At 65.8% G+C, this 14,749-nt stretch carries 9 protein-coding genes, 2 tRNA genes and 3 pseudogenes; 2 read left to right on the forward strand and 12 right to left on the reverse strand.

The genetic code is table 11. The annotated features are described in order from the left end of the window. Positions 1–28: 28 nt before the first annotated feature. The 9 genes and pseudogenes from rpoB to E6W36_RS08140 form a co-directional block, all read right to left on the reverse strand. Entirely contained in the window at positions 29–3,124 is a 3,096-nt protein-coding gene (gene rpoB, locus E6W36_RS08100) for a DNA-directed RNA polymerase subunit beta (RefSeq protein WP_484103595.1), read from the reverse strand. 144 nt (positions 3,125–3,268) lie between these two features. Further along, positions 3,269–3,655, reverse strand: coding sequence for a 50S ribosomal protein L7/L12 (gene rplL, locus E6W36_RS08105; RefSeq protein ID WP_222874310.1), 387 nt, complete (start codon positions 3,653–3,655; stop codon positions 3,269–3,271). Positions 3,656–3,694: 39 nt separating this feature from the next. Beyond that, on the reverse strand, positions 3,695–4,225 hold the full coding sequence (gene rplJ / locus E6W36_RS08110; RefSeq protein ID WP_222874438.1) for a 50S ribosomal protein L10: 531 nt from the start codon (positions 4,223–4,225) through the stop codon (positions 3,695–3,697). A 376-nt stretch (positions 4,226–4,601) separates the two neighbouring features. Next, positions 4,602–5,304, reverse strand: a pseudogene (rplA, locus tag E6W36_RS08115) (50S ribosomal protein L1). Positions 5,305–5,310: 6 nt separating this feature from the next. Beyond that, a complete protein-coding gene (gene rplK / locus E6W36_RS08120; RefSeq protein WP_222874311.1) occupies positions 5,311–5,742 on the reverse strand; it encodes a 50S ribosomal protein L11 in 432 nt (143 codons plus the stop codon). A 157-nt stretch (positions 5,743–5,899) separates the two neighbouring features. Then, positions 5,900–6,454 carry a transcription termination/antitermination protein NusG gene (gene nusG, locus E6W36_RS08125; RefSeq protein WP_246048240.1) on the reverse strand — a complete coding sequence of 185 codons (555 nt, stop codon included), beginning with the start codon at positions 6,452–6,454 and terminating at the stop codon, positions 5,900–5,902. 4 nt (positions 6,455–6,458) lie between these two features. Continuing rightward, complete coding sequence (gene secE / locus E6W36_RS08130; protein WP_222874312.1) at positions 6,459–6,701, reverse strand: preprotein translocase subunit SecE; 243 nt, start codon at positions 6,699–6,701, stop codon at positions 6,459–6,461. 179 nt (positions 6,702–6,880) lie between these two features. Further along, a tRNA-Trp gene (locus E6W36_RS08135) sits at positions 6,881–6,955 on the reverse strand. Between the two features lie 100 nt (positions 6,956–7,055). Then, positions 7,056–7,131 (reverse strand) — tRNA-Arg (locus E6W36_RS08140). A 135-nt stretch (positions 7,132–7,266) separates the two neighbouring features. Here E6W36_RS08140 and E6W36_RS08145 point away from each other — a divergent pair. Beyond that, complete coding sequence (locus tag E6W36_RS08145) at positions 7,267–7,866, forward strand: hypothetical protein (protein WP_222874313.1); 600 nt, start codon at positions 7,267–7,269, stop codon at positions 7,864–7,866. A 361-nt stretch (positions 7,867–8,227) separates the two neighbouring features. Here the strand turns inward: E6W36_RS08145 and E6W36_RS08150 are convergent. After that, positions 8,228–10,572, reverse strand: a pseudogene (locus tag E6W36_RS08150) (transketolase family protein). Between the two features lie 63 nt (positions 10,573–10,635). Then, complete coding sequence (locus E6W36_RS08155; RefSeq protein ID WP_222874314.1) at positions 10,636–11,055, reverse strand: dihydroneopterin aldolase; 420 nt, start codon at positions 11,053–11,055, stop codon at positions 10,636–10,638. Between the two features lie 147 nt (positions 11,056–11,202). On the opposite strand from E6W36_RS08155, the gene E6W36_RS08160 reads away from it, so the two are divergent. Then, positions 11,203–11,685 carry a YHS domain-containing (seleno)protein gene (locus E6W36_RS08160; protein WP_222874315.1) on the forward strand — a complete coding sequence of 161 codons (483 nt, stop codon included), beginning with the start codon at positions 11,203–11,205 and terminating at the stop codon, positions 11,683–11,685. 253 nt (positions 11,686–11,938) lie between these two features. Here the strand turns inward: E6W36_RS08160 and acnA are convergent. Continuing rightward, positions 11,939–14,624, reverse strand: a pseudogene (gene acnA / locus E6W36_RS08165) (aconitate hydratase AcnA). Positions 14,625–14,749: the final 125 nt, after the last annotated feature.

Genomic DNA, 14,749 nt, shown 5'->3' on the forward strand with positions numbered 1-14,749 from the left:
GCCTTGCGCGCGTCTTCCCACTGCGCCTTCAGCGCTTCCAGGTCGGCCTGACGGGCGTCGTCGGCGCTGGCGAACTTCCACCACTCGTGGCGCGGGGTCTCGCCCAGCAGCTCGAGGGTGATCTCGGCGCTTCTTGACGCCCTTGGGCCGAGGCGGCGATCTGCCCGACCAGCATGTCGCGCAGGCGATTGTAGGTCGAACGGTCGAGGATCGCGCGTTCGTCGTCCCGGTCCTTGGCCAGACGATCGATCTCGTCGCGCTCGATCGACAGCGCGCGCTCGTCCTTCTCGATGCCATGACGGTTGAACACGCGCACCTCGACGATGGTGCCGGCCACGCCCGGCGGCAGCCGCAGCGAGGTGTCGCGCACGTCGGACGCCTTCTCGCCGAAGATCGCCCGCAGCAGCTTTTCCTCCGCCGTCATCGGCGATTCGCCCTTCGGCGTGATCTTGCCGACCAGAATGTCGCCCGGCTGCACTTCCGCGCCGATGTAGACGATGCCCGCCTCGTCGAGGTTGCGCAGCGCTTCCTCGCCGACGTTCGGGATGTCGCGGGTGATGTCTTCCGGCCCCAGTTTGGTGTCGCGGGCCATGACCTCGAATTCCTCGATGTGGATCGAGGTGAAGACGTCTTCCTTCACGATCCGCTCGTTGATGAGGATCGAGTCTTCGAAGTTGTAGCCGTTCCACGGCATGAACGCGACCAGCACGTTCCGGCCAAGCGCAAGCTCACCGAGTTCCGTCGACGGGCCGTCGGCGATGATGTCGCCCTTCGACACGAAGTCGCCCACCCGAACCAGCGGGCGCTGGTTGATGCAGGTGTTCTGGTTCGAGCGCTGGAACTTGTGCAGCCGGTAGATGTCGACGCCGGACTTGCCGGCTTCCACATCCTCGGTCGCCCGGATCACGATCCGGGTGGCGTCCACCTGGTCGACGATACCGGAGCGGCGCACGGCGATGGCGGCGCCGGAGTCGCGGGCGACCGTCGCTTCCATGCCGGTGCCGACGAACGGCGCTTCGGCGCGCACCAGCGGCACGGCCTGGCGTTGCATGTTCGAGCCCATGAGCGCGCGGTTCGCGTCGTCGTTTTCCAGGAACGGAATCAGCGACGCGGCGACCGAGACGAGCTGCTTGGGCGAGACGTCCATCAGGGTGATCTGATCGCGCGGCGCGACCAGGAACTCGCCGGCCTGGCGCGCGGTCACCAGATCGTCGGCGAAGCGGCGCTCGCTATCCAGCGCCACGTTCGCCTGGGCGATCGTGTGCTTGGCTTCTTCCATCGCCGAGAGATAGACCACCTCGTCGGTCACCCGGCCGTCGACGACCCGGCGGTACGGCGTTTCGATGAAGCCGTACTTGTTCACCCGGCTGTAGGTGGCCAGCGAGTTGATGAGGCCGATGTTCGGGCCTTCCGGCGTCTCGATCGGGCAGATCCGGCCGTAGTGGGTCGGGTGCACGTCGCGCACTTCGAAGCCGGCGCGCTCGCGGGTCAGACCGCCCGGCCCGAGCGCCGAGACCCGACGCTTGTGCGTGACTTCCGACAGCGGGTTGGTCTGGTCCATGAACTGGCTCAGCTGCGACGACCCGAAGAACTCGCGCACTGCGGCCACTGCCGGCTTGGCGTTGATCAGGTCGTTCGGCATCACCGTGTCGATGTCGACCGAGGACATGCGCTCCTTGACTGCACGCTCCATGCGCAGCAGGCCGACGCGGTACTGGTTCTCCAGCAGCTCACCGACCGAGCGCACCCGGCGGTTGCCCAAGTTGTCGATGTCGTCGATTTCGCCCTTGCCGTCCTTGAGGTCGAGCAGGGTGCGCAGGATCGACAGGATGTCTTCCTTGCGCAGCACGGTCACGTCGTCCGGGCAGTCGAGGTCCAGGCGCATGTTCATCTTCACCCGGCCGACCGCCGAGAGGTCGTAGCGCTCGGGGTCGAAGAACAGGCCGGCGAACAGGCTTTCCGCCGTCTCGCGCGTCGGCGGCTCGCCAGGGCGCATCACGCGGTAGATTTCCGAAAGCGCATGATCGCGGCTCTCGACCTTGTCGACCTTCAGGGTGTTGCGCAGCCACGGGCCGACGTTCACGTGGTCGATGTCGAGCACGTTGATGCGGTCGACGCCCGCGGAGTCCAGCTTATCCAGCGCGGCCTTGGCGATCTCGTGCCCGGCCTCGATATAGATCGCGCCGGTCGCCTCGTTGATCATGTCCTCGGCGGCGTAGCGGCCGAAGATCTCCTCGGTCGGGATCAGCAGTTCGGTCACGCCGTCGGTCGCCGCCTTGCGCGCGGCGCGCGGGGTGACCTTGGTGCCGCCGGCGAAGATCACTTCGCCCGAGTTGGCGTCGATGACGTCGAAGCCCGGCTTCTGGCCGCGCCACTGATCGGCGACGAACGGCACGCGCCAGCCGTTGCCCTCGCGCACCCAGGTCACGCGACCATAGAAGTGGTTGAGGATTTCCTCCGGGTGCATGCCAAGCGCCTGCAGCAGCACGGTCGACGGCAGCTTGCGCTTGCGGTCGATGCGCACGTTCAGCACGTCCTTGGCGTCGAACTCGAAGTCCAGCCAGGAGCCGCGGTACGGAATGACCCTCGAGGCGAACAGGAACTTGCCGCTTGAGTGGGTCTTGCCGCGGTCATGGTCGAAGAACACGCCCGGCGAGCGGTGCATCTGGCTGACGATCACGCGCTCGGTACCGTTGACGATGAACGTGCCGTTCTCCGTCATCAGCGGCATGTCGCCCATGTAGACGTCCTGCTCCTTGATATCGAGCACGGAGCGGGCTTCGGTATCCGGGTCGACCTCGAATACGATCAGGCGCAGCGTCACGCGCATCGGTGCCGCATAGGTCATGCCGCGCTGGCGGCATTCGTCGACGTCGTACTTCGGGTCTTCCAGCTCGTAGCGGACGAAGTCCAGCTCGGCGGTGCCGGCGAAGTCGCGGATCGGGAACACCGACCGCAGGGTCTTTTCCAGGCCGGACACATAGCCCGTGGTCGAGCGCAGGAACTGCTCGTAGGACTCGCGCTGAACCTCGATGAGGTTCGGCATGTCCACCGCCTCGCGGATGTGGCCGAAGTTCTTGCGGATGCGCTTGCGCCCGGTGAAAGACGATGCGGGTGTTGCCATGTGCTCGTCGCCTCGCTGCTGTAAACTGATGTTCAAGCAATAATCTGGCGCCGCAGTTTCCCTTGCGGGACCGCCCGGAGGCGGGGAGGGCGGCGGCGCGCGCCCTCAGGCAAGCGGCGGCCCCGCGAAGGGCCGCCGACAGGCTTACTTGACTTCGACGGTCGCGCCGGCGTCTTCGAGCTGCTTCTTGAGCTTGGCAGCTTCGTCCTTGTTGACGCCTTCCTTGACCGGCTTCGGTGCGCCTTCGACCAGCGCCTTGGCTTCCGCCAGGCCCAGGTTGGTGATGGCGCGGACTTCCTTGATGACGTTGATCTTCTTGCCGCCATCCGACACCAGGATGACGTCGAATTCGGTCTTCTCTTCAACCGGAGCGGCAGCAGCGCCTGCACCGCCCGCGCCCGGCACGGCGGCCACGGCGACAGCAGCGGCGGCGGACACGCCCCACTTTTCTTCCAGCATCTTTGCGAGTTCAGCCGCTTCGAGAACGGTCAGGCTCGACAGGTCTTCCACGATCTTTGCGAGATCAGCCATGTTCAGTCTCCAATCATATGGGCGCTTGGGCCCTGGTTTTCACGTGTTGTCAGGCAGCTTCTTTTCGCTGTCGCCATAAGCGGCGAAAACGCGGGCCAGCTTGGCGGCCGGCGCTGTGACGACCTGGGCGATCTTGGTCGCCGGCGCGTTGATCAGGCCGATCAACTTTGCACGCATTTCGTCGAGCGACGGCAATTCCGCCAAGGCTTTCACGCCTTCAGCGTTGAGAACGGAGGCCCCAAGGCCACCGCCCACGATTTCCAACTTGTCGTTGGTCTTCGCGTAAGCGACGATCACCTTCGCTGCCGCGACTGGATCGGCCGAGGTGCTGATCGCCGTCGGCCCGGTCAGCAGATCGCTGATCCCGGTGTACGGCGTGCCCTCGAGCGCCAGCTTGGTCAGCCGGTTCTTCGACACTTTGAACTGAGCACCCGCTTCGCGCATCTTGCGACGGAGGTCCGTCACCTGTGCGACCGTCAACCCGAGGTTACGGGTGATGACGACCGCGCCGGTCTCCGTGAAAGTGCGGTTGAGCGTAGCGACCAGTTCCCGTTTCTGGACTCGGTCCATGCTCTTTTCTCCACTTTGAACGCTGCGGACCATCCGCAACGTCCGGTTGAGCCCGACTGAGCACCGGCAAAACCGGATTACAGCCGTAAAGCCCGTCCGTGGGGCCACACCCACTCAGAGTCCCCGCGCGGACGAACGGGAGAACCGTTGATCCAACACGATTTATCCAAGCGCCCTGTTGCGCCATCGCACGGCGGCCAGGGACTTGTGCTGCTCCCCGTCTATGCAGGCCGGTGGTTTAAACAGCTTCGGCCCAAAGGCGTCGGCTGCACCTGCAGTCTCGGACGGCGCCTCGATCCGGGTTGCCCCGCATCAGGCTGCGCCGCCGCCGGCTCGGTACATCTGCCCGTGCCGGCGGCGGAATTCTGTTCGCGGCCTAGATGGCCTGCGCGGCGAGCGTCGCCAGATCGACCTTGAGGCCCGGCCCCATAGTCGAGGAGACGGCGATCTTGGTCAGATACTTGCCCTTGGCCTGACGGCTTCGCCTTGATGATGGCGTCCACGAACGCATCGAAGTTGGCGCGCAGGTCCTCGACCGGGAAGCTCGCCTTGCCGATACCGGCGTGGATGATGCCGGCCTTCTCGACGCGGAACTCGACCTGGCCGCCCTTGGCGTCCTTGACCGCCTGGGCGACGTTCGGGGTCACGGTGCCGAGCTTCGGGTTCGGCATCAGGCCCTTGGGGCCGAGGATCTTGGCGACGCGGCCGACGAGACCCATCATGTCCGGGGTGGCGATGGCGCGATCGAAATCGATCTTGCCGTCCTGGATCTGGGCGATCAGTTCGTCCGAGCCGACGACATCGGCGCCGGCGGCGCGGGCTTCCTCGGCCTTGGCGTCCTTGGCGAACACGGCGACACGGACGGTCTTGCCGGTGCCCTTGGGCAGGCCGACGACGCCGCGCACCATCTGGTCGGCGTGGCGCGGGTCGACGTTCAGGTTGATCGCAACTTCCACCGTTTCGTCGAACTTGGCGGTGGCGTTGCTCTTGATGAGGGTCAGCGCCTCGTCGACGGCATAGTCCTTCATGCGGTCAATGGTCGAGGCGATTGCTTGTGCGCGCTTGGGTTGGTTGGCCATCGTCGCTTACTCCACCACCTGAAGGCCCATGGCGCGGGCCGAGCCGGCAATCGAGCGCATGGCGGCCTCGACGTCCGTCGTATTGAGATCCTTGAGCTTCACCTCGGCAACCTTGCGCAGGTCGTCCTGCGTGACCTTGCCGATGAAGCTGCCCTTGCCGGTGGTTGCGGAACCCTTGGCAACGCCTGCGGCCTTCTGCAGCAGATAGGTCGCCGGCGGCGTCTTGGTCTCGAAGGTGAATGATTTGTCGGCGTACACGGTGATCACGACCGGAATCGGCATGCCGGTTTCCAGCTCCTGCGTCTTGGCGTTGAACGCCTTGCAGAATTCCATGATGTTGACGCCGCGCTGACCGAGCGCAGGGCCGATCGGCGGACTGGGATTGGCCTTTCCAGCGGGCACCTGGAGCTTGATGTAGCCCGTAATTTTCTTCGCCATGTCTCCAACTCTTTCCTGTTGCGCCTTCGGGGTATTTCACCCTCGGGCCGGTTGGCCGTGGTGCGGGTGGCGCCCCCACGGGTTCTGCCGGGCTGATGCTCGTCGCGGCGCGCCCGGCGGCCCGCGACCCGCCGCCCCGGGGACGGCGGCGAAACCCTTACTTGTTCTTCTCGACCTGCTCGAAGTCGAGTTCAACCGGAGTCGCCCGGCCGAAGATCGAGACCGACACCTTGACCCGCGAGCGGTCGTAGTCGATCTCCTCGACCAGCCCGTTGAACGACGCGAACGGCCCGTCGAGCACGCGCACGCTGTCGCCGATTTCGAAGTTGGCGCGCGGCTTCGCCTTGGGTGCCAGAACATCGGCCTGCGTATGCAGGATCCGGCTCGCCTCGGCCTCCGTGATCGCCTGCGGCTTGCCCTGCGGACCCAGGAACCCGGTCACCTTCGGCGTGTTGCGCACCAGGTGGTAGACGTCGTCGTTCATGCTCAGCTTCGCCAGCACATAGCCGGGGAAGAACTTGCGGTCGGCCTGCACCTTCTTGCCGCGCCGCACCTCGGTCACCGTCTCGGTCGGCACCTCGATCTGCTCGATGAAGGGCGACAGGCCCAGCCGAGTCGCTTCCGACACGATCTGATCGCGAACCTTGTTCTCGAAGCCCGAATAGGCGTGGATGATGTACCAGCGTGGGGTCATGGTCTGCGTTACGTTCATCCGATCATCTCACCAGCGGGCCGCCAGCCGGCCGTCCTGCCCGATATTGCTCAACTGCCCAGCGACAGCAGGAACCGCACCCCGAGCCGAGGATCCAGTCCACACCGAGGAAGAACACGGCGAGCACGCCCGTTAGCAGGAACACCATCATCGTGGTGACCATGGTTTCCTTGCGCGTCGGCCATGCGACCTTGCGCAGTTCCTGCCGGACCTGCCGGACATATTCGCCAGGCGTCACCTTCGCCATAAGTCCTGCCGCCTGCCCTCTCAGCCTTCCGCCCGCCGGGTTCACGTCGCCGCGAATCGCCTTGGGGTACGAAAAACAAAACACTCCCGCTGCCATGAAGCATGGCGGCCGGAGCGAAATCCTCAAACCTTCCGTCCTCTGCCAAGCCTGCTACCAACCCCTTGAAATTCAAGAGAGGATGGCAGGAGTGGAGGGACTCGAACCCCGGCCCTCGGTTTTGGAGACCGATGCTCTACCAACTGAGCTACACTCCTCCGCAGGCCCAGGGCCTGCCCCTATACGAAGCGCGCCCCCGGTTGCCAAGCAGAATCTTGTTGCGTGCAGCGCCAACTTTCAGTGGCCTCGGCAGCGGAATGGCGCGCTCGAAGAGATCGAACTCCTGACCCTCAGATTCGTAGTCTGATGCTCTATCCAGCTGAGCTACGAGCGCATGCCTTCCGGTGCGAGGCCGGGAACCTAGGGAGTTTTGTTCGCCCATGCAAGCCCAAATGCGGCGCTGCACCCAGAGCCCGAATACACGCTTTTTCCCGCTTCCCTTTCCGCCGGACGCAGTAAGCATGGCGGCATGTTCCGCCGCAACGCCATGTCGTCCGTCGTTCTGTTGCTGTATGCCTGCGCCGGCGCGCCACAGCCGCCAGTCGATCCGCGCCTGCATGCGGTTGCCGGGTCCGGTGCGGATGCACCCTGGCCGTCGCTGTTGACCCCGGAGGAGCGCGCCGCCACTGACCGGCTGAACGCGCAGATGACGGCAACGGACGCCGCCGCCGATATGAAGGCCATGATCCCGGACCTGCGCCGGAGCAGCGGCGAGGCCGACCTGCTGGAGAAAGACCTGGAGTCGGCGATGATCCGCTGGACCCGTCAGGGCGCAGCGCTGGAAGAGGCGCTGGATGCCGCCGCCAGCAACCCCAGCTCGGCGACGCGAACAAAGGCGCAGATCGAGCTCTCCCGCCTCAACAACGCCGCCAGCCGCTTCGATACGCTGCACAGCAACGCCGAGCGGCTGGCCGGCGATCTCGCCATGCTGTCGGTCAACGGCCATCCGGTCGCCGGTCCGCTACGGGAAGCCGGGGCGGCACTGAAGATGATCGAGGACGCCCAGGCCGCGCACAGGATCGCTGTCGGCGCCGCGACCCGCAGACTGGCCGAACTCGGCGGGTCATAGCATAACGCCTGATGACTTTACGTTGAACCACGCGCCATCGCGCGGTTGCACACGCGCCGCTCAGCCCTTCGTCAAGCTCAGGGTGAGCGGCGCGTGGTTCGTCCAAGCTCACCGCGAGCGGACTTTACAGCCTGCTTCAGTGAAGATCGGAATGGCGATCCCATCCAAAGTCATCAGACTCTTGGCAGACCTGTTCGCGGCTGATAATTCCTCCCCATAGGGGAGGGGACCACCCGCAAGGGTGGTGGAGGGGTGGCGGATGCATGACATCTGTGGGCCTTTCACCCCTCCGTCCGTCTTTCAGACGGACACCTCCCCTCAAAAGGGGAGGGTTTTGCATCCGCACACAGGCCTTCTTGGCTTACAGAAACAGTTCCGCCGCGGCGTCGACGATGGCATCGGCATCCAGCCGATATTCCCGGTAAAGGTCGGGCAGGTCGCCGGTCTGGCCGAAACGGTCCAGCCCCAGTGGTGAGACTTTCTGGCCGCGCACCCCGCCCAGCCAGGACAGCGCCCCCGGCGACCCGTCGATGACGGTCACCAGCCCGGCGTGCGGCCCGAGCGCCCCAAGCAAGCGGTCGACATGGCTCTGCCCCGCCACGCCACGCCTGCCGCGGGCTGCGCGCGCCGCACTCCAGCCACGATGCAGCAGATCGGGCGAGGTGACGTTCAGCAGGCCGAGCCCTGGCAGATCGTCGGCCAGTTGGTCCCAGGCGGCCAGGGCCTCGGGCAGGATCGCGCCGGTCGCGACGATCGCAGCCTCCGCCCCGGCCCGGGCGGCTTCAGCCAGTAGCCGCCGGCGAGTGCGTCGGCCTCCCAGGCGGCGTCCGCGCGCTCAAGCTGCGGGATGGCGCGGGTGCTGAGGCGCAGATATACCGAGCCGCCGTCGGGGCCTGCATGTGCTGGAAAGCATGGCCCATGATCAGCGCCAGTTCGTCGGCGTAGGCGGGTTCGAAGTAGGTGAGCCCGGGCTGACCCATGCCGATCAGCGGCGTATTGATCGACTGGTGCGCCCCGCCTTCCGGCCCGAGCGTCAGGCCCGACGGCGTCGCCACCAGCAGGAAACGGGCGTCCTGATAGCAGGCGTAGTTCAGGCAATCGAGGCCGCGGGCAATGAACGGATCGTAGACGGTGCCGATCGGCAGCAGCCGCGTGCCGAACAGCGGCGCGGCCAGGCCCAGCGCCGCCAGCATCAGGAACAGGTTATGCTCGGCGATCCCCAGCTCGATGTGCTGGCCGGCGGGTGCGCCGGACCACTTCTGCGCGCTCGGGATGCGCGCCTGCTGGAACACGTCGGCAAAGTCGCGGCGGCGGAACAGCCCGCGCTGGTTGACCCAGGCGCCGAGGTTGGTCGAGACCGTGACGTCCGGCGAGGTGGTGACGATCCGCTCGGCCAGCGGCTGGCCGGACTTGGCGATCTCGAGCAGGATGCGCCCGAACGCCGCCTGCGTCGATTGTTCGGTCTGTTCGGGAACCGGCAGCCGGGCGGGCACCGGCACTGCGGCATAAGGCCGGTCGCCGATCTTTGCGCGAATCGGCGCGGCATCCAGAAACGCCTGCACCTGTGCTGCCGCGTTGTCGCCGAGCCCGGCGAGCGGCGCCACTCTGCCCCTTCGGCGATGCCGAGGCTCGTGCGCAGTTCGGCGATCTGCGCCGGCGTCATCAGCCCTGCATGATTGTCCTTGTGGCCCTGGAACGGCAGGCCGTAGCCCTTGATCGTGTAGGCGATGAACAGGGTCGGCGTGTCGTCCTGCGCGGCGGCGAACGCTTCCAGCAGGGTCTCGATGCAGTGCCCGCCGAGCCCGGTCATCAACCGGGCCAGCGCCGGATCATCGTAACCGGCCAGCAGCGCTGCGACGCCCGGCTCCTGCCCGATCTCGGCGGTGAGTCGCGTTCGCCAGGCCGCCCCGCCCTGGTAGGTGAGGGCGGCATAGTCGGCGTTCGGGCAATTCTCGATCCAGCGCTCCAGCGCCGCGCCGCCGGGCCGGGCGAAGGCGGCGCGCTGCGCCTGCCGTACTTCAGGGTCAGCACGCGCCAGCCGCAGGTCTCGAAGATGTCGTCGAACCGGCGGAACATGCGGTCGGCGGTGGTCGCGTCCAGGCTCTGGCGGTTGTAGTCGACGATCCACCAGCAGTTGCGGATGTCGTGCTTGTAGGCCTCGATCAGGCACTCGTAGATGTTGCCTTCGTCCAGTTCGGCATCGCCCATCAGCGCGACCATGCGCCCGGCGTCCGCCTCCGCCAGTTGGCCATGCGCGATCAGATAGTCCTGCACCAGCGACGCAAAGGCGGTGATCGCCACACCCAGCCCTACCGAGCCGGTCGAGAAATCGACCGGGATGCGGTCCTTGGTGCGGCTGGGGTAGCTCTGCGCGCCGCGCAGGCCGCGAAACGCCTGCAGTTGTTCCAGGCTCTGCTGGCCGAGCAGATAGTGGATCGCGTGCAGCACCGGCCCGGCGTGCGGCTTCACTGCCACCCGGTCGTTCGGGCCAAGCGCGTGGAAATAGAGTGCGGCCATGATCGCCGTGATCGACGCGCAGGATGCCTGGTGGCCACCGACCTTCAGGCCGTCACGGCTGTCGCGCAGGTGGTTGGCGTTGTGGATGGTCCAGGCGGCAAGCCAGCGCAGGCGCGCATCGAGCGCTTCCAGATTGGCGATCAGGTCCGGATCGATCGTCGGGGCAGCGCGGCGGCGGGGTGCGGGCATGGCGACCTCAGTTTGGTGTTTTCTTGCCCTTTACCGTAACATCCGGTCGCGCGCCATCCCGCCTCAGCCCGTGCGCCAACGCATGGTACAGCCGACTGCGCGCGCGTTCGGGTAGACGGCGGTCTTGCGGGTGGTGACGCTGACGGCGAACACATTGGCCATGGCGCGACAGCGTTCGATCAGGTCGCGGCAGAAGCTTTCCTGCAGGTTGAAGTGCCGGTCGGCCACCAGCGCCTCGATGTGCGCGACGATCGCCTCGTAATTGACGACCGCCTCGATGCTGTCCGCCTCGGAGAGTGCCGCGACCTCCAGTTCGACGCTGACGCTCAAGGGCTGGCGGGCGCGCTTTTCGGCCGCATGAACGCCGATACGCGCCTGCACCTGATACTCCTCGAGGAACAGCGTATAGCGATACGCCGCCGGGCAGGGCGGCGGCGCGTCGACGTCGCTATGATGTTGCGGCGGGCGAGAGACGTCATCCATGCCCGCCCCTCACCACGCCCACGGCACGGCGTCAAGCGCGACGCCTGGCGTCCCGTTCATCCCGCGCGCGCAATTCGTCGCCTGTGTTGTAACGCGATGCGCGGATAAGGCGAATGATGTACGATGTGACTGCTTCAGGAGGACCATATGAGCCGTGTCATTCTCAAGGCGGCCGCCATTGCGGCGGTCTTCGCCCTGTCCGGCGGCGTTGCCGCGGTGCTCACGCCTGCGCTGGCGTCCGATGAGGTTTTCGTCAACGATCAGGGTGTCGCGATCCGCGGCTACGATCCGGTCTCCTACTTCAAGGGCGCGGGCCTGCCGGGCAAGCCCGAATTCGCCTCGAAGCATCAAGGTGCAACCTATTACTTCGCCAGTGCCGAGAACAAGGTGACGTTCGAGGCCAACCCGGCGGCCTACACGCCGCAGTTTGGCGGCTACTGCGCGCTCGGTACTGCCTATGGCGGCAAATTCCGCACCGATCCCTCAACCGGCAAGGTGGTGGACGGCAAGCTCTACTTCAACAAGAACCCGGATGTCGCCAAGTCCTGGAATAAGGACATCCCCGGCTACATCGCCAAGGCCAACAGCAAGTGGCCCAAGGTCATCGGCAAGAGCATCGACGGCGGTTGAGGGCAAGCGGCATCAGAACGTGGTGACTTTAGATAGAGTCGTCATTGCGAGGCGGAAAGCCTAAGCAATCCAGGAACACCCGTGTTTTCATGGATTGCCGCGTCGGCCTATCGGCCTCCTCGCAATGACGCATGGTTCAACCTAAAGTCATCACTGTCTAAGTTTCACTCCTATTCGTCATCACGGCTTTCGCTGGGATGACGGTGTCTCAATGGGTCAATGTCTGTGCAATCTGTGTGAGCGCCCGCGCGCTCTACGCAGCCAGCTTGCGCAGCACGAAGGGCAGCACGCCGCCCGCGTAGAAATAGTCGATCTCGTTTTCGGTATCGATGCGGCAGAGCACGGTGAAGCGCACCGTCTCGCCGTTCGCGCGGGTCATCACCACCTCCAGGTCCTGGCGCGGCTTCAGGCTGGTGACGCCGGCGATGGCGAAGGACTCCGAGCCGTCGAGCTTCAGGTCGGCGCGGGTCATGCCGTCCTTGAACTGGAGCGGCAGCACCGCCATGCCAACGAGGTTCGAGCGGTGGATGCGCTCGAAGCTCTCGGCGATCACGGCGCGCACGCCCAGCAGCTTGGTGCCCTTGGCCGCCCAGTCGCGTGAGGAGCCGGTGCCGTATTCCTTGCCGGCGATGATGATCGTGGGCGTACCGGCGGCCTGATACTCCTGCGCGGCGTCGTAGATCGCCACCGTCTCGCCGGTGGTCGGCGACTTGGTCAGCCCGCCTTCGGTGCCCGGCACCAGCTCGTTGCGGATGCGGATGTTGGCGAAGGTGCCGCGCACCATGATCTGGTCGTTGCCGCGCCGCGAGCCGTAGGAGTTGAAATCAGCCTTCGACACCTGCCGGTCCAGCAGGTAGCGCCCGGCGGGCGAGGCTTCCTTGATGCTGCCGGCCGGCGAAATGTGGTCCGTCGTGATCGAATCCGGCAGGACCGCAAGCAGGTGCGCGCCGACGATGTCCGTGGTCGGCGGCGGCGTCATGCTGATGGTCTGGAAGTAGGGCGGGTTCTGCACATAGGTCGAGGACGACGACCAGCCGTAGGTCTGGCCGGAGCCGGTCTTGATGCCCTGCCAGGCAGCGTCCCCAGGAACACGTTGGCGTAGCGCTCGCGGAACATCTGCGAGGTCAGGCATTCGCCGATCAGCGCCTGGATTTCCTGCGTGCTCGGCCAGATGTCCTTGAGGTGGACCGGGTTGCCGTTCTGGTCTTCGCCGATCGGTGCCGTCATGATGTCCGTGCGCATGGTGCCAAGCAGCGCGTAGGCCACCACCAGCGGCGGCGAGGCCAGGTAGTTCGCCTTGATGTCCGGCGACACCCGGCCCTCGAAGTTGCGATTGCCGGACAAGACCGAGCAGGCGACCAGATCGTTGGCATTGATCGCCTTCGAGATCGGGTCGGGCAGCGGGCCGGAGTTGCCGATGCAGGTGGTGCAGCCGTAGCCGACCAGGTTGAAGCCCAGTGCGTCCAGGTCCTCCTGCAGGCCGGACTTCGCCAGATAGTCGGTCACGACCTGGGAGCCGGGGGCAAGGCTGGTCTTGACCCACGGCTTGCGGGTGAGCCCCAGCGCGCGTGCCTTGCGGGCGACCAGGCCGGCCGCGACCAGCACCGCCGGGTTCGAGGTGTTGGTGCAGGAGGTGATGGCGGCCAGCACCACGTCGCCGTGGCCAAGCGCATAGTCCGCGCCCTCGACGGCCACGCGCAGGTCGGGCGCATCGCCCTTCTTGTAGAAGGTGGTGAGTTCGTTGACGAAGGCGCTGGTGGCGTCCTTGAGGCTGACCCGGTCCTGCGGGCGGCGCGGGCCGGCGAGCGACGGCACGACATCGGCAAGGCTCAGTTCCAGCGTGTCCGTGAACACGGGGTCGGGGTGTTTTCATCCGCCCACAGTCCCTGCGCCTTGGCGTAAGCCTCGACGAGCGCGATCCGTGCGTCGTCGCGCGCGGTGAACTTCAGATAGTCGATGGTCGGCTTGCAGACGGGGAAGAAACCGCAGGTCGCGCCATATTCCGGTGCCATGTTGGCGATGGTCGCCATGTCGGCGATGGTCAGCGTCTGCACGCCGGGGCCGAAGAACTCGACGAACTTGCCGACCACGCCCTTCTTGCGCAGCATGTTGGTGACCGTCAGCACCAGATCGGTCGCGGTGGCACCTTCAGGGAGCCTGCCGGTCAGCTTGAAGCCGACGACTTCCGGGATCAGCATGGAGACCGGCTGGCCGAGCATCGCGGCCTCCGCCTCGATGCCGCCAACACCCCAGCCGAGCACGCCAAGACCATTGACCATGGTGGTGTGGCTGTCGGTGCCGACCAGGGTATCCGGGTAGGCGACGGTCTGGCCGTTCGCGTCCTCGCTCGACCAGACGACCTGCGCCAGATACTCGACGTTCACCTGGTGGCAGATGCCGGTGCCGGGCGGCACGACGCGGAAGTTCTTGAAGGCGTTCTGGCCCCAGCGCAGGAACTCGTAGCGCTCGATGTTGCGCTCGTATTCCAGCGCCACGTTCTGGGCGAAGGCGTCCGCTGAGGCGAAGTGGTCCACCATCACCGAATGGTCGATCACCAGGTCGACCGGCACCAGCGGGTTCACCTTGGCCGGCTCGCCGCCGAGCTTCAGGATGCCGTCGCGCATGGCCGCGAGGTCGACCACCGCCGGCACGCCAGTGAAGTCCTGCATCAGCACGCGCGCCGGGCGGTACTGGATTTCGCGGTCGGACTTGGGATTGTCGAGCCAGGCCTTCATGGCCTTGATGTCGTCGACCGAGACGGTGGCACCGCCATCCTCGAAGCGCAGGAGATTCTCCAGCAGCACTTTCATGGAGAAGGGCAGCCGCGAGACGTCACCGATGTGCTTGGCGGCCTCGGCCAGGCTGTAATAGGCGTAGGATGCGCCACCCACAGTCAGGGTCTGGCGGGTCTTCAGGGTATCTTGGCCGACGGCAGTCATCGCGGATGTCCTCTCGTTGATTTTGCGCAAGCCTTGTGGCGGATCGCTGGCGCTTTGTGAAGCGGTTGTCGCCTTTGGTCTCACCTGTCCCGCGGCGTATATCCTCGGTTAACCTGCACTGCGTA

It is taken from the genome of Hankyongella ginsenosidimutans (assembly GCF_005144965.1).
Classification (GTDB): Bacteria; Pseudomonadota; Alphaproteobacteria; order Sphingomonadales; family Sphingomonadaceae; genus Hankyongella; species Hankyongella ginsenosidimutans.

Bases quoted from the DNA above. Each gene is read 5' to 3' on its own strand.
- rplJ (WP_222874438.1), bottom strand. From the start codon at position 4,225: ATGGACCGAGTCCAGAAACGGGAACTGGTCGCTACGCTCAACCGCACT.
- rplK (WP_222874311.1), bottom strand. From the start codon at position 5,742: ATGGCGAAGAAAATTACGGGCTACATCAAGCTCCAGGTGCCCGCTGGA.
- E6W36_RS08145 (WP_222874313.1), top strand. From the start codon at position 7,267: ATGTTCCGCCGCAACGCCATGTCGTCCGTCGTTCTGTTGCTGTATGCC.
- E6W36_RS08155 (WP_222874314.1), bottom strand. From the start codon at position 11,055: ATGGATGACGTCTCTCGCCCGCCGCAACATCATAGCGACGTCGACGCG.
- rpoB (WP_484103595.1), bottom strand. From the start codon at position 3,124: ATGGCAACACCCGCATCGTCTTTCACCGGGCGCAAGCGCATCCGCAAG.
- nusG (WP_246048240.1), bottom strand. From the start codon at position 6,454: ATGAACGTAACGCAGACCATGACCCCACGCTGGTACATCATCCACGCC.
- secE (WP_222874312.1), bottom strand. From the start codon at position 6,701: ATGGCGAAGGTGACGCCTGGCGAATATGTCCGGCAGGTCCGGCAGGAA.
- rplL (WP_222874310.1), bottom strand. From the start codon at position 3,655: ATGGCTGATCTCGCAAAGATCGTGGAAGACCTGTCGAGCCTGACCGTT.
- E6W36_RS08160 (WP_222874315.1), top strand. From the start codon at position 11,203: ATGAGCCGTGTCATTCTCAAGGCGGCCGCCATTGCGGCGGTCTTCGCC.